The sequence below is a fragment of the Sphingobium sp. B11D3B genome, from assembly GCF_025961735.1.
Taxonomy (GTDB): Bacteria; Pseudomonadota; Alphaproteobacteria; order Sphingomonadales; family Sphingomonadaceae; genus Sphingobium.
Window position 1 is genome coordinate 2,895,495 of the sequence record NZ_JAOQOF010000001.1, and the last position, 23,704, is coordinate 2,919,198.

Here is a 23,704-nt window from a genome sequence, read left to right on the forward strand (position 1 = left end):
CGTCTCAAGCGGCCTTGCTCTGAGAAACGCATGGGTAAAACATTGCAAAGCTCAGCTTTGCTACACTGCCATTTTTCGCCGCCGCTGCTAGGGAACAAAGCGATCCGTAAGCAAACGGAGAAGGACTTCATGTGCGGATAGCGATACTGGAAGATGATCTGGCCTTGGCGGGCTTTGTCGAAAAAGCCCTGACACAGGCCGGCCACCATTGTGAATTGTTCGCGGAAGGCCAGCTCCTGTTCCGGTCTTTGCACCGCGAGACATATGACTTGCTCATCATGGACTGGAACGTGCCAGGCGTTTCAGGATATGAAGTATTGCAGTGGATCAGGACCAACATCGAAGTCCCCCCACCGTCGATAATGTTGACCAGTCGTTCGGCCGAGGAGGATATCGTCGCCGGATTGTCGGCAGGCGCTGACGATTATGTCATCAAGCCCGTGACCCCTGCCGTGCTGAGAGCGCGGGTGGATGCGCTAGCCCGCCGCGTCTATCCTGCGCCGGCACCAGGCTTGGAAAACTACGGCCCTTATCGGTTCGACACGCGGGCAGAGACGGTCGAATTGTTAGGGCAGACGATCAGCCTGACTGGCAAGGAATTTGCGCTGGCGCTCATGCTGTTTCGCAATCTCCACCGTGCCCTATCGCGTGCCTATATTTTCGAACTGCTCTGGGGCCGAAATCCGGATTTACCGACGCGAACCCTCGATGCGCACATCTCTAATGTTCGAACCAAGCTCAATCTCCGGCCCGACAATGGCTTCAAGCTGGTCCCCATCTATGCTTATGGTTATCGCCTTGAATCGCTGGACGCATAAGGAGGCCCTCCTTTGGGCTGCGACCTTGTCGCTGGCTTTGAGTGTCGCCCTAAGTGGAGCGAACGCATCAACAGAGCCCGTTGTTCGCTATTCGGTCGCGCAGGGTGAAAACCTTTACACCCTGGCCCTGCGCTATTTCATCCAGCCCGGCGACTATAAAGCCGTTCAGCAACTGAATCGGATCGCCGATCCACGCCGTGTGCCCACGGGCATGGAGCTTCGTATCCCCCGCCGGCTGCTAAAGCGGGAACCGATACCGGCCGTGGTTCAGAGCTATCGCGGAGAGGTGAGGATCGCGGCGCGACCTGCGGCGGTGGGCATGATCGTGCGAGAAGGGGATCTCATAAGAACCGGCGAGCGATCCTTTGTGACGCTGACGCTGCCTGACGACAGCGCGGTGGCCCTACCTTCCAATTCGGCTGTGCGCGTGCGCCTGTTGCGGCGAACGGTGCTGGGCAACCATCTCGAGCGGCTCTTTGCGATCGAACAGGGGCGCGCAAATGCGACCGTGTCACCCATGACCGATTCTTTGAGCGACTTTCGTTTCGTCGCGCCAACGTCGACTACGTCGGTGCGCGGCACACAGTTCCGCGTGAGCTACGACGCTGCCGCCCAACGCGCGACGGGCGAGGTGCTGGAAGGCAAGGTTGCCTTTCTCAGCCCCGGCAGAGACGAGCAGTTGGTCATGGCAGGGTTCGGTATGGCAAATTGGCTCGGCAACCCCCTTCCCCTCCTTGCGCCGCCCGCTCTGCTCCGTGCCGATCAGGCACAAAGCGATGACGATCTGGTCTTCGCCGTCACGCCGGTCACTGGTGCCACACGCTACCATGTGCAGATCGGCAGAGACGCCGACTTCCTCGAAGTACTGGATGAAGCATTTTCGACGACGCCGGAAGCTCGCTTGGCCTCGCTGCCCAACGGCAGTTACTTCGTGCGGCTGACGGCCATCGACGACAATCAGCTTGAGGGCAAACCCGCGACATATGCCTTTGAGCGACGACTGAACCGCATCAACACAAGTCTGGAGCAAAGCAAGGTCGGTCGTTACCGGCAGTATCTCTTCCGCTGGCGCGCGCCCGATGTGCCCAGCGCACATTATCGTTTCCAGCTTTGGCGCGAAGACGAGGCAGTGCCGACGGTGGATGAGATCGGCCTGACGGGAACCTCTTTCATTGTCACGGATCTCGCCAAAGGCCGCTATCGCTGGCGTGTCATGACGAGCGAATTGGTCGAGGGCAGGCAATTCGACAAATGGTCCGCCGATCGTGAGCTGACGGTCGAGTATGTCCGATGATGCGCGGAGGCGGCCTCGGGCTGCGGGCGCAATGGTGGGTCATCTTGGTCTTGACGAGCCTTATGGTCGCAGGCCTGACGCTCGACCGCACGATGATCCGGCTCGACAATCTCGTCTATGATCATTTGCTTCGGCTCGATCGCCCGAAGGTCGTCGATCCGATTGTGCTCGTCGAGATTGACGAGGAGAGTCTCCGCCGGATCGGCCGCTGGCCGTGGCGCCGCGATATCCATGCGGACCTTGTAGAAAGCCTAGCTCGCGCCAAGCCGCGTGCAATCGCTTATGATGTCCTGTTCACCGAGGATGGGGATAAGAGCAAGGATCGGCAGCTCGGTGCAGCTCTTGCCAAAGCGCATCCAATCTTCCTGCCCGTGTCGCTGATGGCACCAGGGTCTGGCGGAGCCGCCTTCGATGTCACGCTTCCGATCCCCCCGCTGCGCGAAGCGGTAAGCGACGTCGGTTTCACGAACCTGCAAACAGATGCCGATGGCTTCGTGCGTTCAGCCCCTGTCACGCTGGATAGTGACCACGGCTTGCGACAGCTGATGGACCTCGTACGGGAGCAGGTCGCTCCCGGCACGGCGACAGCCTCTGGGCCGCGCCTCATTCCCTTTGCGAGACGGCCTGGCTACTGGCCAACCGTTTCTGCCGGATCGGTCTTCGCGGGAGAAGTGCCCGCGGAGTTGTTACACGACAAGATCATCCTCGTGGGGGCAACCGCGCCCGGCCTCGCCAGCCATTATCCGGTGCCTGTCGGTGGCGTGATGAGTGGGCTGGAAGTGGAAGCAAATCTACTTCACGGATTGATCGGCAACCGCATGATCCGGCAGGCGGGCAGCGCTGCCACGCTGGCATTCTCCCTGCTACCCCTGCTGGGCTTGATGATTGCGCTTGGCCCTCTGCCTCGCATCCCCGCCGTGGTCAGCTTCGCGCTGTCTGCGCTGGTGATACTTGCCATCTCTGCAGCCTCACTCTCCTTTCTGCGGGTCTGGCTGCCCCCTGGCGCCGCGCTTGCGGGATTACTCGTCGCCTATCCGCTATGGGGATGGCGACAACTGGCCGTCGCGCAACGCTTCATGAAGGCAGAATTGCTCCGTTTCGAACAGGAGCCACCGCTGCTGCCGAACATCGCGCAGCCAACTGCGCAAGCCGGCGCCGTCGGCTCGACCATATCGCTTTTGCGATCGACCATCGCCAGGCATCGCGAAATGCGCCATTTCGTCACTGCGGCGCTCGATCAGCTTCCCGACGCTACATTGATCACCAGTGTCGATGGCGAAATCGTGCTCGGCAATGCCGCCGCCAAGCAACTGTTTTCAGAGCCGCCGGTGATTCAGGGACTTGTCGCCGGCCGGTTGCTTGCCCGTTTTCAACTAGGGGGAAGGCCGCTGTCCATCTCCTTCCCTTCCGGCCCCGATGCACCGACGAATATCGAAGCCTCTCTGGAGGACGGGCGCTGCTTCTCCATTAAGATGGCCGAGCAAGCATCCCTGCAAGGTGAACGGATTGGCTGGATCATCCGCTTCATGGACATCAGCGAGGCCAAGGCAGCGCAGCGACAGCGCGAGGATATCGTACACCTGCTCACGCATGATATGCGCTCGCCTCAGGCGTCTATTCTGGCGGTCTTGGAGACATCGGACCCGCTTGAGATCAAGCCTGAGGCCTCGGCAAGGATTCGTCATTATGCGGAGCGCACGCTGGGCCTTGCCGATGGGTTCGTGCAGCTCGCGCGCGCCGAGAACCTCGATTATGTGCTCGAGGAAATCGATCTCAGCGACATGCTGATGGATGCCATCGATGATCTTTGGCCGCAATCCAAAGCCAAGCAGATCAGCATAACTACCCTTGGTGAGAAGGAGCGGCTGCTCGTCATCGGCGAGCGCTCGCTCATCACGCGGGCTCTGGTGAATGTGATCGGCAATGCCGTGAAATTCAGCCCCGAGCGGTCTGCAGTCAGTTGCAACCTATCGCGGGAAATCGGCGCGGATGGCGCCTTCTGGGCGCGATGTGCAATTTCTGACCGCGGTCCCGGTCTCGCTCAGGAGCATCGACAAAGGATTTTCGAGCGTTTTCATCGCGGGCCGATCGGCGTTGGGCCATCAGTCGAGGGAGTCGGACTGGGGCTCAGCTTTGTTCACACCGTGATGGTACGGCACGGGGGAGAAATCCGTTGCGACAGTGAATTTGGCAAGGGTACGACCTTCACTCTGCTTCTGCCGACCGCGCAGGTCCAAGATCAGACAAAGGCTGTTGAAGCTGGATGACCAGGGCGTCGGCCAGGCCCTTGCTCAGGTCCGCCGCCTCGGCCCTTGAGCGCTCATTAGCATAGGCGCGGAATAACTCACGTCCCGTCATTGCGTCCGTCAGGCGCATAGTTGCGCGAACGGTGGTCGCAGATCGCGCGCGTGCCGGCTTCATGATCCACTTGCGCCCTGCCTCCTCCAGCTCATCGGGCGCGAATAGGCCAGTCCTTCCGCGCATCTGCGAAACTGACAGTTGCAGCCGGTAGGCCGGCCGCTCCGCGAGGGGGAAGCCCTGCGCATTCAGACTCTCGATAACAGTGGCTGTGAAATGCGGTGGAACGCTGGCATCCGTCACGACGACAATGCCTGCAGGAAGGGGGGCATCGCCGGAATGACCCGTTTCCAGACGCGCGCTTGGGCTACAGCCCATAACTGCGAAAACCACGCCGGTTGTGAAGAGGCTTTTGAAGGACATCATGACGTTAGGGTTTAGCCCGCTGTCTCTCATCCTTCCACCCCCGCGCTTGCAGGATCACACCGGGGAAAATGTTATCCGATGAGACAGTCGGTGCGAGGGGCCCTGATCCCAGACCCCCTTGCGCGGATGGCTAATCACACGCCTGCGGCGAGATCAGACCTTACAATGTTTACTGATCCACTTCCCGAAGTGGTGCTCAACCTCGAGCCGCCTTCCTGAAAGTAAGGCAGGTTTCAGGAAGCGCCGAGGTGGTTATGGACCTCGTGACGTGCTCCCTAAAGTTCTTCCACTCATGAGTAGAGTCCGGGGTTGTCATGGTGCCCGTCCGGGTAAGGTTGCAAAAGCCGCCTGACAGCATCGGCGGGCGTTAGCCCACCTATCCCGACATGCGGTCGCACATAGTTGTAATCGTTACGCCAGTTCCTCAGCGCCGATCGGGCATGGCTGAGAGATGCGAACAGCGTCTCGTTCAGGCACTCGTCGCGTAAGTGACCATTAAAGCTCTCCACATAGCCGTGTTGCTGCAGCTTCCCTGGCGCGATGTAATGCCACTCGATGCGGCGATCCTAGGTCCATCGCAGGATCGCCAGGCTCGTAAGCTCAGTGCCGTTATCGCTGACGATCATGAGGGGCTTACCGCGAGCCACGATGATAGCATCGAACTCTCGACCAACACGGGCGCCTGACAGCGACGTATCCGCCACCAGCGCCTGGCACCACCCATTTCGCGCTTCTAATACTCTCTGCCATGTGTAATCGATTGTAATCTAAATAAAGAATCGGGAGAGGTCATTAAATGAGAGGCGCGACGCTTGGTTGGATAAGTGGATTGCTTGGCATAGCTTGCCTTGTGCACGGTCAGCAGCCGGCCCCAGCAGCGGCGCAAACGCCGCTGGCAGGGACGAACAATAAGGCAGGGCCCGACACAAGAGGGACAGGGCCCTATCCCGCCCTCAAAGAGATCGATCCTGCCCTGCCCAATCATGTTGTGTACCGTCCCGCCAATCTGGCCGGCGCCGGAACGAAGTCCCTCGGCATCGTTCTGTGGGGAAATGGCAGTTGCAGCGCGGATGGAGCCAGCGCGCGTTTGCATCTGCTGGAAATCGCGTCACACGGTTATGTCGTAATCGCTCCGGGTCGTATCTACAGCGGGCCGGGATCCGAGAAAATGCCGGCATCGACGTTGCCCCCTACACTCGTGCCGACGGTCAGCGGTGACCTGAGAGTCGGTCTGGAGTGGTTGCTTGCCGAGAATATGCGTCCGACCAGCCCATATTATGGGCGCCTCGATCCACAGCAGATTGCCGCGTCCGGCTATAGTTGCGGGGGTTTACAGGCGATCGATGTCAGCTCGGATCCGCGCATCCGTACCGTAATCATGCATAATTCCGGCATTTTCTCGGATGGGCCAGAGAGACTTGTCAATTTACCCGTCCGCAAGACGGCGCTTGGCGCGCTGCAAGGTTCCATTCTTTATGTAATCGGCGGGGCGCGTGACGTCGCCTATGAAAGTGCATTAGATGACTATGATCGCATTCACCATGTTCCCGTCGCCCTGCTGAACATCGACCGCGGCCACGACGGAACCTTTGATGAGCCCAATGGCGGCGCTGCTGCCCGCGTGGCTGTAGACTGGCTCAACTGGCGCCTCCGGGGAGACGACCAAGCGGCTCATACTTTTCGTGGCCCGGATTGTCGCCTGTGCCAAGATCCCGACTGGACGATCCGAAGCAAACACCCCCAGACCGATTGAATGGACCTTGCCGAAAGTGGTTAGCTCGGCGGCATCTCCCCCTCTGCCCGCCTCAGGAGGAGGCCGGCGCATGACATCCAAGGATCTATGGTTCGCTTTCGACCCGGACGGCAGTGACGCACGCCCTGCCAACGTCGCCATTAGTCGTTGAACTTACGATCCTTTCCAAAAATTCGTCGATTCATCAAAAACCCCTTGCCAATCTCCAAACCCTAAAATAAGTAAGTACATACTTTCACGATGATCCGGCAAAACGGACGCGACCGAGGGTTTCGGGAGAAATCCCAGTACCGTTGGTCGCAAATGGTTGATGAGGAGAGGAAAATTGCCACTATTGGCGAGGGCCATGCTTTTGGCCGCTGTCGCCGCATGTCCTGCGGCCGCGCAGATCATTGAACCTGTGGCCGTGGATGGGGGCATCGTTACGGGAACCTCCTCGACCGACGGCAAAATCCAGATTTTCAAAGGCGTTCCGTTTGCGGCGCCGCCCATGGGCGGATTGCGATGGAAGCCCCCACAGCCGGTCGTCCGATGGCAGGGCGTACGCAAGGCCGATCGCTTTGGACCAGACTGCCCCCAGATTCGCGCGCCTGCTGCGCAATGGGGTAAGTCACCTGTGCGTCCTCCGCTTAGCGAGGACTGCCTCTATCTCAATATCTGGACAGGTGCGCGGTCGGCCGATGAGCGCCTGCCAGTGATGGTGTGGATCTACGGCGGCGGCTACCGTTTAGGCAGTACAGCTATGCCCGACTTCGATGGAGAAGCGCTCGCGCGGCGCGGCGTCATCCTCGTAAGCATTGCATATCGGGTGGGTGCATTGGGGTTTTTTGCCCATCCAGCGCTGTCGGCAGAATCGCCTCAGCGTGTTTCGGGGAACTACGGGCTGCTCGATCAGATCGCTGCCCTGGACTGGGTCCGGCGCAACATCGCGTCTTTTGGCGGAGATCCGGATCGCATCACAATTTTTGGCCAGTCGGCGGGCTCCATGTCGACGAGTTATCTTGCCGTCTCGCCGTTGGCTACGGGCAAGTTCCATCGTCTGATTGGTGAGACCGGTGCGGGTTTCGGCCTGCTTGCCCCAGAGCCCATCAAGGGAGCGGAGGCAAAAGGCTTGGCATTCGGACGAACGCTCGGGGCCGATACCGCCGTAGCTCTGCGCGCGCTTGATGCCGAAAAGCTTGTCGAAGCTGCAGGGACGATGTCTGGCACCTTTCAGCCCATCAACGACGGTTGGGTCGTTCCTGGCCAACAGGCCGCGATCTACCAGGCCGGCAGGCAGAATGATGTGGCTATGCTCATCGGCTCCAATGCGGAGGAGGCCGGCGAGGATCCGTCGATGACGCTTGAGCGCTATCGATCAGAACTGGTCGCGCAATATGGTGCCGATGCGGACGCCCTGCTTCGGTTGCATCCGGCAAAAAATGATCCGCAGGCGCGAGCAGCAGCGCGGCGCCTCAGTACAATTGCGCTTGGTGATTTTACTATGGACCGTTGGGCACGGGCGCAATCTGCGACCGGCCGTTCGCACGTCTACTCGTACCGCTTCACCCATCGCCCGCCCATCCCTCCGCAGGACTATCCAGGCGGTCCGCAGGCTGCTCCGCCACTTGCGTGGCATGGAGCAGAGATCCCTTATGTCTTCGATAATCTCGACAAGCGGGACTGGCCCTGGACCACTGCGGACCGAACCCTGGCCGACCAACTCACATCATATTGGGTGAATTTCGCCCGATCAGGAAATCCGAACGGTCCCGGCTTGCCGAATTGGCCAACTTATCAGGAAGCGCCCGAATTGGTGATGGAACTCGGAATGCCGAGCCGCCCCATCGCCAGACCGGACATCCCCACGATGAACATTCTGGAGCGGCACATTGGGGCGTCCAAACCCTGAACCGCTGCTTGCCAGTCCAAGATGACAATAAGCAAAAAGGGAGAGATATCATGAAGAAAAAAGACCGAGCTTCGTTCGTCTCCAGCCGTAAGCTGCCCCTCCTCGCCGGCATCGCCCTACTCTGCCTGCCATCGCAAGGGGCGCAGGCCCAGAACGAGGCAAGCGCCGCGACACCGAACACGGCAGATGAGGCAATCATCGTGACAGGCAGCCGCATTCGTGGGGTGGCTCCTGTCGGCTCCAATCTGATCGGTGTAAGCAAGGAAGCCGTAGCCCGGTCAGGCGCCACGACCGTTTCGGACGTACTGCGTCAGGTACCGCAAGTGACGTCCCTCAGCATTAATGCCGAAGGTGCGACTGGCGCCGGTGCCAGCAGCAACATCATCCGCGCGACAGGCCCGAACCTTCGCGGACTTGGCTCAGCCGCCACGTTGACTGTGCTTGACGGCAACCGCCTGCCGATGGCCGGCACCCAGAGCAATTTCGTCGATCCTTCTTTCATTCCCTCTATCGCGATCGAGCGCCTCGAAGTGATCGCAGACGGGGCGTCGGCAATTTATGGTTCGGATGCGATCGCCGGGGTCATCAACCTCATTCCACGAAAAAATTTCGTCGGAGCCGAATTCCGGACACGGGTTGGCTTTGCTGACAACTATAAAGAATATCAGATTGGCGCCATCGGCGGCACCGACTGGGGTTCGGGTAATTTCGTTCTCGCTGGGGAATGGACGAGAAACGATGTGCTGCTTGCGTCTTCGCGAGACTATGTCTCGTCCGACCGCCGCGGCAGCGGTGGTGCCGACGGTCGTTCCATCTCATGCGCGCCCGCCACGATCTCGGCAAACGGTACGACCTACGGTGTCCCCAATCAGGGCAGCGGGGCTATAAATTTCGCGACCCTGCAACCGGGCACGTTTAATCGCTGCGACGTGGAGAAAAGTGCCTTTCTGATCCCGGAGCAGGAACGGAAAAGTGCCTATGGCTACTTCTCACAAGACCTAGTCGCCGGCCTCAGCATCTTTGCCCAAGGCATTTATTCGCAGCGCGTCTATTCCGGGCCGGTCCCTGGCCAGTCTGTTGCGACGAACCTGATCGTACCGGCAACCAATGCCTTCTATCCTACCAATGTGCCACCCGGGACGACCATTGCGGTCAACACCAACTTCATGGACGTCATGGGGCCCCGCATGACACGCGGAGAATCCGAGCTGTTCCAGCTTCTGGGCGGCTTTAAGGCAGAACTGGGTCGCTGGGAGGTCCAGTTGACCGGCTCCTACGCGGAAGGGTCGGACGAGGACAACCGTTCGCCAGGCATCAACACCGCCGCACTGAGTGCGCTGCTTGCAAGTTCAGATCCTACGGTTGCCATCAATCCATTCCTCCCAAACAGCAACAGTCGTGAGAAAATCTCCCGCTTCTATCTGGACCTGTTTAACCCGCAGATCACCAATCGCCTGAGAACCGTGAGCATCGAAGGGAATGGCCCCTTGTTTGCGCTGCCCGGAGGCGACGTCCGCATGGCCATCGGCGCTGAGTATCGCGACGAGCGATCCTATGGCGTGTTCACCTTTGGATCGGCACTTGCTCCTATCAGCAGCCCGAGCGACATCGGCCGTGATTCGAAGGCTGTGTTCGGCGAAATTTATGTTCCCCTGTTCGGCCCGGGAAATGCCATTGGCGGTTTTCAACAGTTGGATCTGCTCGTGGCGCTTCGTCACGAAGATTATAGTGATTTCGGAACAACGACCAATCCCAAGATCGGCCTCACCTGGGCACCCATCGATGGCCTGAAGCTCCGGGGCAGTTATGGCACTTCATTTCGCGCACCCGGACTTGCCGATATCAACCCGAATTCTAGTGGCGCGGGCATTCGGCTGGGCAACTACACCATTGGCGGCAATCCCGTTCCGCTCAACATGGTGGTGCTGGCGGCAGGGAATTCCAGCCTGCGGCCGGAGACCGCCGAGACGTGGTCGGCCGGCTTCGATTTCACGCCGGTTGCAGTGCCCGGCCTCCGGCTGAGCGCGACCTATTTCGACATCAGATACGAAAATCAGGTGGTGGACGTGTTTACGATCGTTCCCCAAGTGCTGACAGAGCCAGCAAACTTCAACGACATCGTGTTCTTCAACGATGGCGGCCCCCGCTATCAACAAGCCGTGGCCTGGCTGACGAACAGCCAGTACGCGATCCCGGGACAGGTCAATTTTGCGCTGGCGGACGGCATTGTTGACGCACGTAAGAACAATCTGGGCATCACCAAGGCCAACGGCCTTGATATGGAAGCGCATTATGTCTTCGGCATGGGCGGCGGAGAGTTCAATCTAGGTGCGACGGGCACTTTATTTTTTGGCTATTCGAACGCGACCGGCACCGGCGCGCTCGTTAGCCGCACCAACACCTACGGGTTCCCGCAGAAATTCCGCGCCCGTGCGCTGGCTGGCTGGACTGGAGGCGGTTTGTCTGCCCAAGCGTCGGTGAACTATCTCGGCAGTTATAGAAATCTAACCAGCGCCCTGGTGCAGGAGGTCTCGAGTTACACGACCGTGGACTTCGATCTCAGTTACACCTTCGCGCCAGAAAGCGGAGAGTTTCTGCGCGGGACGCGGCTGGGCGTAAACGTTCGAAACCTGTTCGATCGGGAGCCTCCGTTCGTTGATGCGGGGTTTGGATATGACCCTTCGTCGGCCAGTGCTCTTGGCCGCATCGTCAGTATCTCGTTTGCAAAATCGATCTGAGCAACGTCGGAGCGGTTTTGGCGCCCTGCTCCCCGATGGAGCGCGGCGGTCGGGACGAGATGCAAAATACTACGGAACGGACAGTAACTGCATTATTTCATAAGTAACTTTATACTTATGACTGTCCTTTGGAGAGAATGATGTTTGAGTTGAGCGAACATGTCACCGGGCGCGTGCGAACCGGTGACGAATTGGCGGTTATCAAAGCCTGTGAGGATACGTTCATCACCTTCTGTGACTTGATGGATGAAGGGAAGGTCGAGGAAGCTGCCGCTCTTCATGTCGAAGACCTGGTCTTTTACGATGCGGGCCTCGATCAGCCGAGAATTGGTCGGCAGGCTTTGTACGATCGGATGATGAAGGTTCGCTTCAGCTACCCTGGCCGCCGCACGCTGCACACGCCCAGCAACTTTCGCTTCCATGCCGTCAGTCAAGAAGCGGCCGAATGCCGTGTTGTGATCGCGCTCATGGATTTGGTGAAGAACCCATCCGGTCGGGGGATTGGCCGCTACAGCACGGAACTGCTTGGTTACGCCGCCGAGGAATGCCGGTTTGTTCCGCGGGACGGGCGCTGGTTGTTCCAGACACGCAAGGTGCGCTTCCTCGCGGGGGCACCGCGCCTGCCGCTGGGAACATTGCCGGGTGATCTGCCGTGGAATGAAGGCGCATGACGACCGCCCTCCCCCCACGACAAGGCCCCCTCAAGGATGTGAAGGTGCTTGATTTGGGCGTCCTGATCGCCGGCCCGCTTGTTGGCTGCTATATGGGTGACCTCGGTGCCGATGTGGTCAAGGTCGAGCGGCCTGCAGGTGACCCGTCTCGCGCAACCGGTCGCCACGTTGATGGCGTCAGTCTGATTTGGAAATATATCGGCCGCAACAAACGCTCGATCTCCGTCGATTTCAAGACGGAAGAAGGACGGCAACTCGTTCTCGATCTCGTCGCGCAGGCAGACATCGTCATCGAGAATTTTCGACCCGGCACGCTGGAGAAATGGGGTCTGGGGCCCGAGCGGCTGCGGGAAGTGAATGAACGTCTCGTCCTCGTCCAGATCAGTGGTTTTGGTCAGACGGGCCCGTACGCCCATCGGTCGGGCTTTGGCACCGTCGCCGAGTCAATGGCCGGCTTCACCAATCTGAACGGGTGGCCCGAGGGGCCGCCCACCTTGGCGCCCATCGCGCTTGCCGATACGGCCGCAGCCATGGCAGCCACGATCGCCGCGCTGGCGGCACTCCACCGGCGAGACGTGACCGGAAAAGGCGAGACGATCGATGTCAGCCTCATCGAGCCATTGTTCAGCTATTTTGGTCCGCAGTTCGTAGATTACTGCGTCTTCAAGGATGAACCGCAACGGGTCGGCAACAGGCTGGAGTTCGCGTCGCCCCGCGGTGCTTATCTGTGCAAGGACGGCAAGTGGCTCGCTCTCTCCGGCGCGACCCAGTTGACCGCTGCCAATATCTTCCGCGCGATGGGGCGACCCGAACTCATGGACGATCCGCGTTTCCGCACCAATGCGGAGCGCATGAAGAACGCGGATGCCGTCGATCAGGCTATCCAGGCGTGGGCGGCCACTCTTACGCGCGCGGAGGCCCTTGATCGTTTGTACGAGACAGGCGCTCCCGTGGGACCGGTTTACGGAATGCAGGACATTCTGGACGATGCCCATTTCCAGTCGAGGGAGGTCTTCGTCGACGTGCCGGACCCGGAGATGGGGTCCGTCACATTGCCAAATGTCTTTGCGCGGCTGAAGGATGCTCCAGCAACCATCCGTTTTGCGGGACGCCCCGTCAATGCGGATCGCGAAGAGGTGTTCAAGGAATGGCTTGGCCGGGAGGCTGACAGCAAATGAGCACGCCCCGCAACATGCTCGACAAGATCTGGGACGACCACGTCGTCCGGGACTTTGGCGACAACACCTATCTTGTGCACGTCGACCGCGCCTTTCTGCATGAATTGGCGGCCATCGCATTCCGTAGCCTCAAGGATGCCAATCGGCCGATCCTGTCGCCGGAACTCACATTTGCGACGGTCGACCACCTGCTCGACACCTATCCTGGCCGGGGTGACGAGACCCTCATCCCCAACGGAGCAGACTTCATTCGGCAGCTGCGCGTCGGAGCCAAGCAGGCTGGTGTGGGGTTCTTCGATATCGATGATCCCGAACAGGGCATCGTCCATGTCATGGCACCAGAGCAGGGCATCGCGCTGCCTGGGTCGATCTTCGTGTGCTGCGACAGCCACACGAGCACCATCGGCGGTATCGGTGCAATGGCGTGGGGCATTGGCACGACCGACATCGAACATGTCATGGCGACCGGCTGCCTCGTCCAGACCAAGCCTCTGTCCATGCGTGTGCTTTTTGAGGGCGAGCGACCTGACGGGGTCACGGCGAAGGACATGATCCTTGCGCTCATCGGGCAGATATCCGCCGACGGGGGAAATGGGTACGCCATCGAATATGCCGGCGAGGCTATCGAAGCGCTCAGCATCGAGGAGCGGCTGACGATCTGCAATATGTCGATCGAACTGTCGGCCCGCGCCGGATTTGTCGCTCCCGACGAACGCACCTTCGCCTTTCTGAAAGGCAAGCCTTACGCACCCAAGGGCGCCGAGTGGGACGCCGCGGTCAGATACTGGCCTACCCTGTCTTCGGACAAGGATGCCCGGTTTGATCGCGAGGTTGTGGTCGACTGCGGGCGCCTCAGCCCGCAAGTGACGTGGGGCACTAGCCCGGAACATGTCATGGGCATCGATGATGCAATTCCGGATCCATCCGTGGCGTCGACCTCTCGGGAGAGGCAATCGAGGCAGCGCGCGATCAGTTATATGGGCGTCAGTCCGGGCCAGAGAGTTGCGGGCCTTCCGCTCGATGCCGTCTTCATCGGTTCCTGCACCAACAGCCGCCTGAACGATCTGCGTGAGGCTGCCAATATTCTGCGAGGGCGCAAGGTGGCTCCGGGCTTGATGGCGATCTGCTCGCCGGGTTCGGGCGAAACAAAGCGCCGGGCTGAAGCCGAAGGCATAGACCGCATCTTCACCGAGGCGGGCTTCCAATGGCGCGAACCCGGCTGCTCCCTCTGCATGAGTGGCGGCGCGGGAGGCGAAGCCTTCCCCGAACATGCCCGGGTGCTTTCATCCACGAACAGAAATTTCGAGAACCGGCAGGGACGCAATGTCCGCTCGCATCTGGGGAGCCCGGCCATGGTGGCCGCCTCCGCAGTGGCGGGCCGGATCACAGATCCGAGGAGTATCAAGTGAGCAGAAAGGCGTTCGTCCGTCTTGAGGCCGTCGCGGCACCTTTGCGACGGCTCAATGTCGATACCGATGCGATCATCCCCGGCACGCAACTGCTGAAAGTGGCCAAAGGGGGATTTGGCGAGGGGCTGTTCTACAACTGGCGCCATCGCGAAGATGGCAGCGAAGACCCCGATTTCGTGCTGAACAAGCCACAGTTTCGCGAGGCTGAGATCCTGCTGGCGGGCCACAACTTTGCCTGCGGTAGTTCACGCGAGGTCGCGGCGTGGGCGCTGCGAGATTATGGGTTTCGCTGCGTCATCGCGCCCAGCTTCGGCAATATCTTCTATTCCAATGCCCTGAAGAACGGGCTGCTCCCCGTCGTGTTGCCCGAAGATGAAGTTGACGCAATCTGCGATGAGGTGGAGGCCAGCCAAGGTCACGGAAAGCTGGTTGTGGACCTGCCCGCGCAAACGGTGACCACCTCCGCCGGCAAGCTTCTCACTTTCCGCGTACCGGACATCTATCGCCAGGCGATGATCGACGCGCTTGATCCGATCAGTGCGACTCTGCGCTTCAGGAACGATATCATCTCCTTCCAGAACTGCGATCGGAGCGCACGTCCCTGGGCATATTTTGGTCCCCGCCAGATCGGCGCCGATGATTTCGAGGTGAATGCAGGATGAAGGGACCATCGATTAAGGCCCTGCTCGCGCAGGAAAACCCACTCATTGTGCCGATCGCCCATGATGCGCTGTCGGCGCGGCTAATCGAGCGGGCCGGCTTTCCCTGCTACAGTGTGGGCGGCTTCGCTTTGGCGGCCATGCGGCACGCGATTCCCGATATCGGCCTGCTCAGCTTTGGCGAATTCGCCGCCGGCGTTCGGGACATCATGATGGGGTCCGCCCTCCCCGTCATCGTCGATGGCGACGACGGCTATGGCGACGTTAAGAACGTGACCCGCACCGTTCAGACCTATGAAGCCATGGGCGTCGCCGGACTGGTGCTGGAAGATCAAACCAACCCCAAGCGTTGCGGCCATATGGACGGCAAGAGTGTGGTCGACCTCGAGACTGCCTCTGCCAAGCTGGAAGCAGCGCTGGCCGCCCGCAAAAATCCCGATTTCTTCATTGTCGGCCGCACTGATGCGCGCTCGGTGACAGGGCTGGACGATGCGATCGCCCGGGCCAAACGCTTCAAGAAAATTGGCGCCGATGCAGTGATCGTGGAGGCCCCTCAGTCCGTGGAGGAGCTACGGCGCATCGGTGGCGAAATCGAGCACATCCAGTTTGCCAACATGGCCGAGGCAGGCCGCACGCCTATCCTTCCGCCCGACGAACTCAAGGCGATGGGCTTTTCGATCATCGTCTATCCAGGAACTCTGCTGCTGCGCGTCGTCAAAAGCATGAGCGATGCACTCGAAGACCTGCGCTCCGGCACGCTGCACCTCCCGGAAGGCACCATGAACTTCGGCGAACTGACCGATCTGCTCGGCATTCGACAGTGGGGCGACATAGACGATCGCTTTAGGAGGAAAGAGGCATGAGCGCGCATTCCGCCTTGCTGATCGGTGGCGGCGGCCCGACCGGGCCGCTTGTGGTCAACGCGCTTCTGGCCGAGGGCTATGAGGTTGCCGTTCTGAATACAGGCAGGCACCCGGTCGACTATGCCGGTCCTGTGGAGCGGATCATAGCCGACCCCCATTATCTCGACCCGCTCAAGGATGTGATGCGTGGTCGGCATTTCGACGTGGCAATCGCGCAATATGGTCGTCTTCGTCTCGTCGCTGAAGCCCTGAGCGGTCATGTCGAGCATCTCATCGCGATCGGCGGCATGTTCTATCCGGGCTGGATCGATCCCGCCGCGACAGTGCGCCCGACATCGGAAACCGGCGAGGCGCGCGACTGGACGGTCCATTATCTGAGCGAGGGCGCGCCCATGCCCGAGCATGTCCCGCTCGATCCGGTCGGCAAATTCGGACATCGGGTTGTGGAAACCGACACGCTGCTGCGCTGGGCCCATCAGCATGGCGCGTTCGATGCCACAATTCTGCGCTATCCAAGGGTTTACGGCCCGCGCCAGCCGGGTGCCGCGGAATGGAGCATCATCCGTCGCATTCTGGATGGCCGGACGCGCATCATCGTGCCCGAGGGCGGTTTTCTGCTGCAGAGCGTGCTCTATGTTGAGAATGCTGCGCGCATCGTGATGGCGGCGGTGCGCAACCGCGCCCAGGCTGCCGGCCATGCGTTCAACTGCGCCGACCGCGAACCGCTGACGCATCGCAAATGGATCGAACAGATCGCGAAGGCGATGGGACGCGAGGTGGGGTTCGCGTCTGTGCCGGCGGACATGGCCAGGCCTGCATGGCCCTATGCCCGTTTTCCGCTCACCACCGGCCATCATGTCCTCGATCTCGCGAAGATGAATGACCGGCTGCCGCACGACCAGGTGCCGGTCGTTCCGGCCATTCAGCGCACGGTCGACTGGTATCTTGAAGACCCGGAAACGCGAGGCCGTGCAGTCGAACCGCAGCTGCGGGACGCGTTCGCCTATGAGGCCGAAGACGCCATTCTTGCAGCGATGGACAAGCTGCTGCTAGAAATCGATGCTTTGGAGCTACCGGATCCCGATATGGCGCATCCGTATAGCCATCCCAAAGCGGAGAATGATCGGCATGACGCGCCGGAAGGAACGGGCAGGTGAGCTCGGTACTCGCCAACGGATTTTACTGGCGGCTCTGGAGGAGTTTTCCGCCAACGGCTTTTCGGGTGCCCGCATCGACCGGATCATCAAGATCGCGGACGTCAATGTCCGGATGGTTTATCACTTTTTTGGCAACAAGAAGGGGCTGCTTGAGGCGGTTCTGGCCGAAATCTTCAAGGAAAGGCGGCAGATGCTGGCACAGCAGCCCAGCAACCTGTCCGAACTCCTCGACAGCTACTTCGCCGGATACGCGGCGGATCGTCACCGCGTCCGGCTCTTGGAATGGGAAGCACTGGAGAATGGCGCCAATGAAGACGGGCTGAGCACATTCCAGGACCGGCGGAGGGTCGTCGAAGAGCGTATCGAAACGCTTCGGCAACTGCAAGCTGAGGGCAATTTTGCACAGGGCATCGATCCGCAGATGCTTTTTCTGTTCTGCGTGGCGCTGTCGATCTACCCGATGTCCTTCCCGCAGTCCGTCTATGTGGCTACCGGCGAGGATGTCTACTCCGACGATTTCCAGGCCCGCTATCGTGCCGCGCTGGGGCAGCTGTCGTCGCTGCTTGCCCCAGCGTCTGAAAAGAAAAGCTAAAGGGGGGAAGGAATACCGACCCCTTCAAAATGGAGGGGTTGTCGTGAGTGACCTGAGATCTGCTGATAACGCCGCAACGCCGCCAGGCTGGACAGCGCGAACGGCCTATACTGTGGCGCTGTTGACATTGATCTACGCGTTCAACACCGTGGACCGGAACCTGTTCGGGCTGCTTGTCCCGCTCATTAAGCAGGATCTGCATCTGTCGGATACCGTGATCGGTCTGCTTTCCGGCTTCGCCTTCGCGCTGTTCTACGCCACTGCGGCACTACCGATCGCCTCTTTCGCGGACCGGTCCAACCGCAGAAATATCATCGCGGTGGGCCTCGCGTTCTGGAGCGTAATGACGGTCCTCCACGGGTTCGTTCAAAACATATGGCAGATGGGCATCTCCCGTTTTCTCCTCGGCGCTGGGGAAGCAACGAGCGTCGCGCCATCGAACTCGATCATCGCGGACCTGTTTACAGCGGAGCAACGCCCCCTCGCTCTGGGCTTCCTCTCCATGGCGACGTCGCTCGGTATTCTCGTGGCCTTTCCTGTGCTCGGCTGGGTCAGTCAGGACTATGGGTGGCGCTACGCTTTCATCGCGGCCGGTCTGCCTGGCATCCTGCTTGCCATCCTTTTCTTCTTCACCGTCAGAGAGCCTGCGCGCATTGCCGATCTTGGAGAGCAGAAGGTCGCGGAGCCAGTCAATCTGCGGCAGGCCCTGGCTTATCTTCTTCATTCACGCGGCTTCGTGCTTGGCATTGCTGCTGGAACGCTCGTCAGCATGAACATGGCGATCACGCACACTTGGGTTCCCACCTTCCTCTCGCGGGTGCACCATCTCAACCAAGGCGAAATTGGTACCTTCATGGGGTTTTTGCGAGGGCCAGGAGGCATTGTCGGCGGATTGGCTGGTGGCTGGCTGACCATGGTGCTCGGCAAGCGCGACCGGCGCTGGCTCTATGGCGTGCCGACCCTCGGTATGCTGCTCATCGCGCCTGCACAGCTGCTGTTGCTTTTCGGCGGTCCGACCATGTGGAAGCTCGGCCTTGCTCTGGAGACGATGCTGGTGATTTCTACGATCGGGCCGCTCTTCGCTCTACTGCTGGCGACCGCGCAGCCTCGCATGCGATCGGTCGCCATCGCGTTCTTCCTCTTTGTCTCGAACATGATCGGCCAGGGCCTGGGACCCCTCATATCCGGAGGATTGAGCGACATTCTTACGCCCGCCCTTGGGGATGAAGCGATCCGCTTCGCGATGCTCTCTGCAGCATTGGCCGCCTTGATCGCCAGTCTCTGCTGCTGGGGCGCAGGCCGCCAGATTGATGTCAACCAGATCCGGTCGGGTGGGCACCATTGATCATTGGATTCAGAACATCCAGTCTTCGAGCGCCTTTCAGAAGACCGGGAGAGGGCCGGTGTAAAGGTGCGCTTAGGTCTGCGGACGACGTTCCCGCTCATAACAGGCGCTCGCCGATTTAGAATCTCTCCTTCTGCACAGCCTCATAGGCGCAGCTCGTACTACCAAGCCCCACGAACACTGGCGATCAGTCGTCCGTTCTTGGGCATAGTAATCGTCGACATTTGTTGGTCCCGCTAACGGCTTAATTTCGCGACTACCAACCATCGAGATCTAGGCGATTACAAGAGCCGATTCTTGTAGGTTGCTAGGTTAGAAACTGCGGGAACGTCGGCTTCTAGCAATACCCGCTACTTACTATGGCGAACCGACGGCAGAGATGTCCCACGATCGCCCGGCAGCTGCCAACCAGAGCTGGTCGGTCATATCAACCATCGTGGATGTCCGCTTCTGGCAGTACACGCCCATGGGTACCTGTAAGCGGACCGCCAGCAATGCGTTCAGCGACGGCTGACGTACGGCGTGCTCGCGCTTCCTCGTGCATGTTGACCGGCGTAGCTGCCAGCACTCGCGTCACTATCATGGTCAGGAAACGGCCGGGCGAGAGGATCGCCGGGATCTGATCGGTTAGAATCGTTACTTTCGGAAGCCCAGCGATTATCTCGGCAGCGCTGGCCTCTGGGAGTACGGGAGCAACCTCCTCCAAGCTAGGTTCGGCCTCGAGCCCGGGTTCGAGAATGCCAGCGGGCTGTTCCGTTGCGGTGTCGGCGACCGCTTCCTCGTCGGCATACTCCATCATCACCAGACAGGTGGCGTGATAGGCATCGTCCTCCTGCCCGAGCTTGGCGAGGAGATCGAACAGCCATTCGGCGGTCTTAGGCTCCTTCTGGAGGATGTCCGAGCGCAATCCGAACGCGAAGCCCAGCGCCGCAAGCGGATGGCGGAGCCGCAGGTTCTTGGCGTCGCCATAGGATTCTTCGATCCTGTTGGGCGCGTTCTTCCCATATGAGGAATCCATCCGCTTGGTTGAGATAAGCAATTCAGGGCCCGTGACCCAATCGGTCATAATAACATCGACCTGCTTGAGGTAATTCTTGCCGAGGATATTCGCCGACGACGCCGTCACGCCCGGGATCGAGCTCATCTTGGCGACACGGTCCGCGACCTGATTGCGCAGTGTGCCCGGCAGCGACTTAATCAGATTGGCGGCGGCCGCCGGCAGGATGCGCGGGTGGACCGGGCGCGGCCAGACCTGATCGGCGAGGAAGCCTGCGCGGCGCAGCTCGTAGCTCAACCACACATCAAGCGCGAGCGCCGGCACGCCGGAGGTCGTGCTTGCCTTTAGATGCAGCGGCACGCCGAGCAAGCGCTCCAGCGTTGCATAATCCGGCTCGAAGCGGAGCTGCCCATCGGCGCCTATCATCCAGGGATTGGTCGGCAGGCCATTTGGCGCTGCGTCCGCCACGATATGGTCGAACAGTACCCAGGCCTTGGCCTTCGATGAGGGTTCAACCGCCACGATTAGTAGGCGCGCGTGGAGGATCGGCAGGCCGCGAAGTGCGGGAATATGGCAGAGCACAAGGGATCAATCGGCATAATGCCGCCAGCGCTGCATGACCTTAACCGCATCCTCGAGTGCCTCGGTTTCAGCCTTCGGTCTAGTCGCCGTGGCCGGGAAAGCGATCCGCCCCGCCTCGCGGGGTTCGAGCTTTAGCATGCCGCCGCCAAGTGCGTGACCCTCAAGCTCGCAGCTCAGCCGCACGAACGGCGAGGACCAGCCTGGCATCAGCTTAGCGGCAAGCGCCTTGTCGCGCACCCGGATCGCATGGACGCTGTTGGTGCAAGAGACGCCGGCCAAGTTCCGAACCAGATTAGCGCCGCGTCCCGACATGTAGCTCATCACATAATCGGGGATCTGCACATCAGGCACGACATACCAAGGCGCGCGATTGCGGCATTTATACCCGAGCCGGGCTTCGCGGCCGGGGGCAGAATCGAGATAGTCCCAGACTGACTTGGGCAGCTCGATGTCGCGGGCGAGCCGGAGCAGCAGCACCGGGTCATCGTTGCGTGCCCAGTCGGCGACGGTCGCCTTAGTGACTTGCGCAGCGGGCATCGCTCGGCCGTTTCGGATCGACGGCAGTAGAAGGCCGGCGGGAATGCGCAGCTTCTTGGCTTCCGAGGGCCGCAGATGGAAGAACTGATTGTCGCCGCTAACGTAGCCGATTCCGACGCTCGCGAAGTCGGCGAGCCGGTGCGTGTCAGGGCGGCCCAATGTTGCGGCATAAAGCGCCCGCGCAGACGCCGGAAGCAGATAGGGGCGGAGCCGCCGGTTCCAAACCCCGCGCCAATCTTCGAGGTCGACCCGCAGCGTCGGCTTGGGCGGTATCCGCGTCGGTACGAACCTGTCGACGACCGTCATGTCAATCGCGCTGGCCGCGCTGCCAAAACCTTCTGCGTAGAGCAGCCAGCAATCTTCCGACAGCGCCGGGAACAGCTTGTCGCGCACTGCGACGATCTGCACCTTGGCGAACGACTGGACCAGATAGTCTAGTAATGGGGCCGCATAGGGCGCGTGGCCGATCTCGGCCGGCACCACGAAGGCCATCCGACCGCCGTGCTTCAACAGCCCGGCGGTAGCTACGATAAACGGCGCCCAAGACGAGGACAGGCCGCTAAAAATGGCCCCCAAATCAAGGCAAAGGTCGAGCGCGCGTCGCCGCGTCTCGCCCTTGAAATGCTGGTAGCGGATGAAGGGCGGGTTTCCGGCCGCGCTTTCGAAGCGCTCATGGGTCTCGGTCGCCCAGGTGAAGAAATCGCCTTCGTGGATCAGCGCGCCTGGCGCGCGTTTGATCGCGGCATGGGCCGAGGCCGGATTCTGCTCTATCCCAACGCTGTTGCGGTGAAGCGCGAGGAATCGGCCATCGCCGCACGAGGGATCGATCATGCGGTCGCTCGGCTTGCGGCAGGCCCAAGCGACGAGTGCCGCGCATACATCATCGGGCGTGAAATAAGCGCCCGAGCGTTTTTGCGAATATTCCGGAGTAGTCCCCGCCATCACGCGCACCTTAGCCAGATTGGGTTGATCCGCAACCGAACATGCGCGAACATAATAGGAACATTAGCACGAGGCAAGCGGACGCCTGTCGACCAGCATAAACATTATGTGGTCTAAGCGACAGCTGCGGCCATGACACCTGGCTGCAAAAGGTGGGACCTAGCCGCTTTCCAAATCGTAGAGCTCCGATGGCTTCTTCAATAGTCTCTCGCCCTAGACGAGCAGCCAATGATCATTACCAATCTCGCATTATAAAAGGGGGTCGGCTGCATGAAGATGAAGCCAATATCTTTCAGCTCCTGCAAAAAGCTATCCTGACTGCAAGGGCGCTCGCCGGCGTTACTCGCGGGTGAATGTCACCACGAGGACGTCGCGATAGGCCGGAAGTGTGGGATCGATGGCATGTATCTCCGTCACGCCATGCAAGATGCGGTGATCGTCGAGCAGCACCGCGTCGCCGGGATTGCTCAGCAGGAAGCTGCCAAGCCCTGTCCCGTCCGGCGCTCCGATCATGGTCCAACCATCGCGCACATTTTGCCGGCAGAGCAGCATGACGAAAACCCAATCGACGCCGTCACGGTGGAGCCATTCCGGCGTTGGTCGGCCGACATGATCGGGCGTCGTCTCGATGCGAAACTGATGGAATTCGATGTCCCAGCGTGGGTTGGACGGTCCGGTGTCGGCAGCCGCGAAGAGAGTCACACAAAGCGCCAGTAATGCCGAGGTGACAGGATGTGCTTCGGTTTCGGCCAGAACCGGATCGAACCAGCGCTGCACACCGCCATTGAGTGGGTTATAATCCCGGCTCTGGAAGTGCGGCTGGTGGGGCTTGCGGGCGAGACCGCCATCGCCATGGCTGAAGGCCGCATAGCGCCGCCCGCGATAGCGTCCGCCGTCGGCCATGAACCGGTCCTGGCCAAGGTCGCTCCACAACGTGCCGAAACTGTCCCAATGCGCGCGCGCCTCCGCCCCAAGCAAGCGCAGCATTGCCGCTGCTTCGAGCCTGACGAAGCCGGGATTGCGCAGGCATTCGACAACCTGATCTTGCAGGGCCACCGGCGCTGGCGGGGTGAAATCGTTCAAGCGCGTGCTCTTGCAGCCGAGGCGTCCGCAATCGGACGGCGAAAGCCAATGGCCATGCGGTTATATGCATTCATCAGACCCATGGCGATGGTGAGGTCCACCACCTCCTTCTCGCTGAAAATCACGCGGACTGCTGCGAATTCTTCATCCGGGATGTGCGTCTCGGCAACCTGCGTGACGGCTTCCGCCCAGCGAAGCGCCGCGCGCTCGCGTTCGTCGAACAATGCGCCCGCCTCGCGCCAGACCGGGACGAGCGCCAGCTTTTCAGGCGGGATGCCGTTCTTCATCAGGTCGCGGCTGTGCAGATCGATGCAATAAGCACAGCCATTGATCTGGGAGACACGCAAATAAGTCATCTCCATCAGAACCGGGTCGATCCCGCATTGTAGTAGATAGCCATAGACGCCGCCCAGCGCCTTGTAGCCACCCGGTGAGACTCTCTCATAATCGATCCGCGTCATGAGATACTCC

At 60.4% G+C, this 23,704-nt stretch carries 19 protein-coding genes and 1 pseudogene; 14 read left to right on the plus strand and 6 right to left on the minus strand.

Features of this window, described 5'->3' with window-relative positions; all coding sequences use genetic code 11:
* Nucleotides 1–131: 131 nt before the first annotated feature.
* The 3 genes from M2333_RS13420 (at nucleotide 132) to M2333_RS13430 (ending at nucleotide 4,379) form a co-directional block, all read left to right on the plus strand.
* Nucleotides 132–818, plus strand: a complete 687-nt coding sequence (locus M2333_RS13420) for a response regulator transcription factor (RefSeq protein WP_264612099.1) — start codon at nucleotides 132–134, stop codon at nucleotides 816–818.
* The gene (locus M2333_RS13425; RefSeq protein WP_264612100.1) at nucleotides 787–2,112 is read left to right on the plus strand and encodes a FecR domain-containing protein; all 1,326 of its coding nucleotides are present in this window, start codon (nucleotides 787–789) and stop codon (nucleotides 2,110–2,112) included. The genes M2333_RS13420 and M2333_RS13425 overlap by 32 nt, the downstream gene beginning before the upstream one ends.
* 62 nt (nucleotides 2,113–2,174) lie before the next feature.
* On the plus strand, nucleotides 2,175–4,379 hold the full coding sequence (locus tag M2333_RS13430; RefSeq protein ID WP_264612101.1) for a CHASE2 and HATPase_c domain-containing protein: 2,205 nt from the start codon (nucleotides 2,175–2,177) through the stop codon (nucleotides 4,377–4,379).
* Here M2333_RS13430 and M2333_RS13435 read toward each other — a convergent pair.
* Together M2333_RS13435 and M2333_RS13440 are read right to left on the minus strand one after the other, a co-directional pair.
* Nucleotides 4,318–4,866 (minus strand): hypothetical protein, encoded by a 549-nt coding sequence (locus M2333_RS13435; RefSeq protein WP_264612102.1) that lies wholly within the window; start codon nucleotides 4,864–4,866, stop codon nucleotides 4,318–4,320. The two genes, M2333_RS13430 and M2333_RS13435, sit on opposite strands and share 62 nt — an antisense overlap.
* Nucleotides 4,867–5,126: 260 nt before the next feature.
* Nucleotides 5,127–5,552, minus strand: a pseudogene (locus M2333_RS13440) (integrase core domain-containing protein); the annotation flags it as partial.
* 80 nt (nucleotides 5,553–5,632) lie between these two features.
* Here M2333_RS13440 and M2333_RS13445 point away from each other — a divergent pair.
* The 11 genes from M2333_RS13445 to M2333_RS13495 all read left to right on the plus strand — a co-directional run bounded on the left by M2333_RS13445 (nucleotide 5,633) and on the right by M2333_RS13495 (nucleotide 19,092).
* Nucleotides 5,633–6,589, plus strand: coding sequence for a hypothetical protein (locus M2333_RS13445; protein ID WP_264612103.1), 957 nt, complete (start codon nucleotides 5,633–5,635; stop codon nucleotides 6,587–6,589).
* 346 nt (nucleotides 6,590–6,935) lie between these two features.
* Nucleotides 6,936–8,480: a carboxylesterase/lipase family protein gene (locus tag M2333_RS13450; protein WP_264612104.1), complete on the plus strand. Its 1,545-nt coding sequence runs from the start codon at nucleotides 6,936–6,938 to the stop codon at nucleotides 8,478–8,480.
* 50 nt (nucleotides 8,481–8,530) lie between these two features.
* Nucleotides 8,531–11,218 (plus strand): TonB-dependent receptor domain-containing protein, encoded by a 2,688-nt coding sequence (locus tag M2333_RS13455; RefSeq protein ID WP_264612105.1) that lies wholly within the window; start codon nucleotides 8,531–8,533, stop codon nucleotides 11,216–11,218.
* Nucleotides 11,219–11,358: 140 nt separating this feature from the next.
* Nucleotides 11,359–11,889, plus strand: a complete 531-nt coding sequence (locus M2333_RS13460) for a nuclear transport factor 2 family protein (RefSeq protein ID WP_264612106.1) — start codon at nucleotides 11,359–11,361, stop codon at nucleotides 11,887–11,889.
* Nucleotides 11,886–13,067, plus strand: a complete 1,182-nt coding sequence (locus M2333_RS13465; protein WP_264612107.1) for a CaiB/BaiF CoA transferase family protein — start codon at nucleotides 11,886–11,888, stop codon at nucleotides 13,065–13,067. The genes M2333_RS13460 and M2333_RS13465 overlap by 4 nt, the downstream gene beginning before the upstream one ends.
* Nucleotides 13,064–14,476: a 3-isopropylmalate dehydratase large subunit gene (gene leuC / locus M2333_RS13470; protein WP_264612108.1), complete on the plus strand. Its 1,413-nt coding sequence runs from the start codon at nucleotides 13,064–13,066 to the stop codon at nucleotides 14,474–14,476. The genes M2333_RS13465 and leuC overlap by 4 nt, the downstream gene beginning before the upstream one ends.
* Complete coding sequence (gene leuD, locus M2333_RS13475; RefSeq protein WP_264612109.1) at nucleotides 14,473–15,138, plus strand: 3-isopropylmalate dehydratase small subunit; 666 nt, start codon at nucleotides 14,473–14,475, stop codon at nucleotides 15,136–15,138. Before leuC ends, leuD begins: the two co-directional genes overlap by 4 nt.
* Nucleotides 15,135–15,998 carry an isocitrate lyase/PEP mutase family protein gene (locus tag M2333_RS13480; protein WP_264612110.1) on the plus strand — a complete coding sequence of 288 codons (864 nt, stop codon included), beginning with the start codon at nucleotides 15,135–15,137 and terminating at the stop codon, nucleotides 15,996–15,998. Before leuD ends, M2333_RS13480 begins: the two co-directional genes overlap by 4 nt.
* Entirely contained in the window at nucleotides 15,995–17,155 is a 1,161-nt protein-coding gene (locus tag M2333_RS13485) for an NAD-dependent epimerase/dehydratase family protein (protein ID WP_264612111.1), read from the plus strand. The genes M2333_RS13480 and M2333_RS13485 overlap by 4 nt, the downstream gene beginning before the upstream one ends.
* Entirely contained in the window at nucleotides 17,118–17,747 is a 630-nt protein-coding gene (locus M2333_RS13490) for a TetR/AcrR family transcriptional regulator (protein ID WP_264612112.1), read from the plus strand. Before M2333_RS13485 ends, M2333_RS13490 begins: the two co-directional genes overlap by 38 nt.
* A 43-nt stretch (nucleotides 17,748–17,790) precedes the next feature.
* Nucleotides 17,791–19,092 (plus strand): spinster family MFS transporter, encoded by a 1,302-nt coding sequence (locus M2333_RS13495; protein ID WP_264612113.1) that lies wholly within the window; start codon nucleotides 17,791–17,793, stop codon nucleotides 19,090–19,092.
* A 427-nt stretch (nucleotides 19,093–19,519) separates the two neighbouring features.
* Here M2333_RS13495 and M2333_RS13500 read toward each other — a convergent pair whose 3' ends face one another.
* From M2333_RS13500 to M2333_RS13515, 4 genes are all read right to left on the minus strand, one after another.
* The gene (locus M2333_RS13500; protein WP_264612114.1) at nucleotides 19,520–20,671 is read right to left on the minus strand and encodes a hypothetical protein; all 1,152 of its coding nucleotides are present in this window, start codon (nucleotides 20,669–20,671) and stop codon (nucleotides 19,520–19,522) included.
* A gap of 6 nt (nucleotides 20,672–20,677) precedes the next feature.
* Entirely contained in the window at nucleotides 20,678–22,150 is a 1,473-nt protein-coding gene (locus M2333_RS13505) for an N-6 DNA methylase (protein WP_264612115.1), read from the minus strand.
* A 339-nt stretch (nucleotides 22,151–22,489) separates the two neighbouring features.
* Nucleotides 22,490–23,233 carry a 2OG-Fe dioxygenase family protein gene (locus tag M2333_RS13510; protein WP_413716497.1) on the minus strand — a complete coding sequence of 248 codons (744 nt, stop codon included), beginning with the start codon at nucleotides 23,231–23,233 and terminating at the stop codon, nucleotides 22,490–22,492.
* Nucleotides 23,230–23,694: a carboxymuconolactone decarboxylase family protein gene (locus tag M2333_RS13515; RefSeq protein ID WP_264612116.1), complete on the minus strand. Its 465-nt coding sequence runs from the start codon at nucleotides 23,692–23,694 to the stop codon at nucleotides 23,230–23,232. The genes M2333_RS13510 and M2333_RS13515 overlap by 4 nt, the downstream gene beginning before the upstream one ends.
* Between the last annotated feature and the right edge of the window lie 10 nt (nucleotides 23,695–23,704).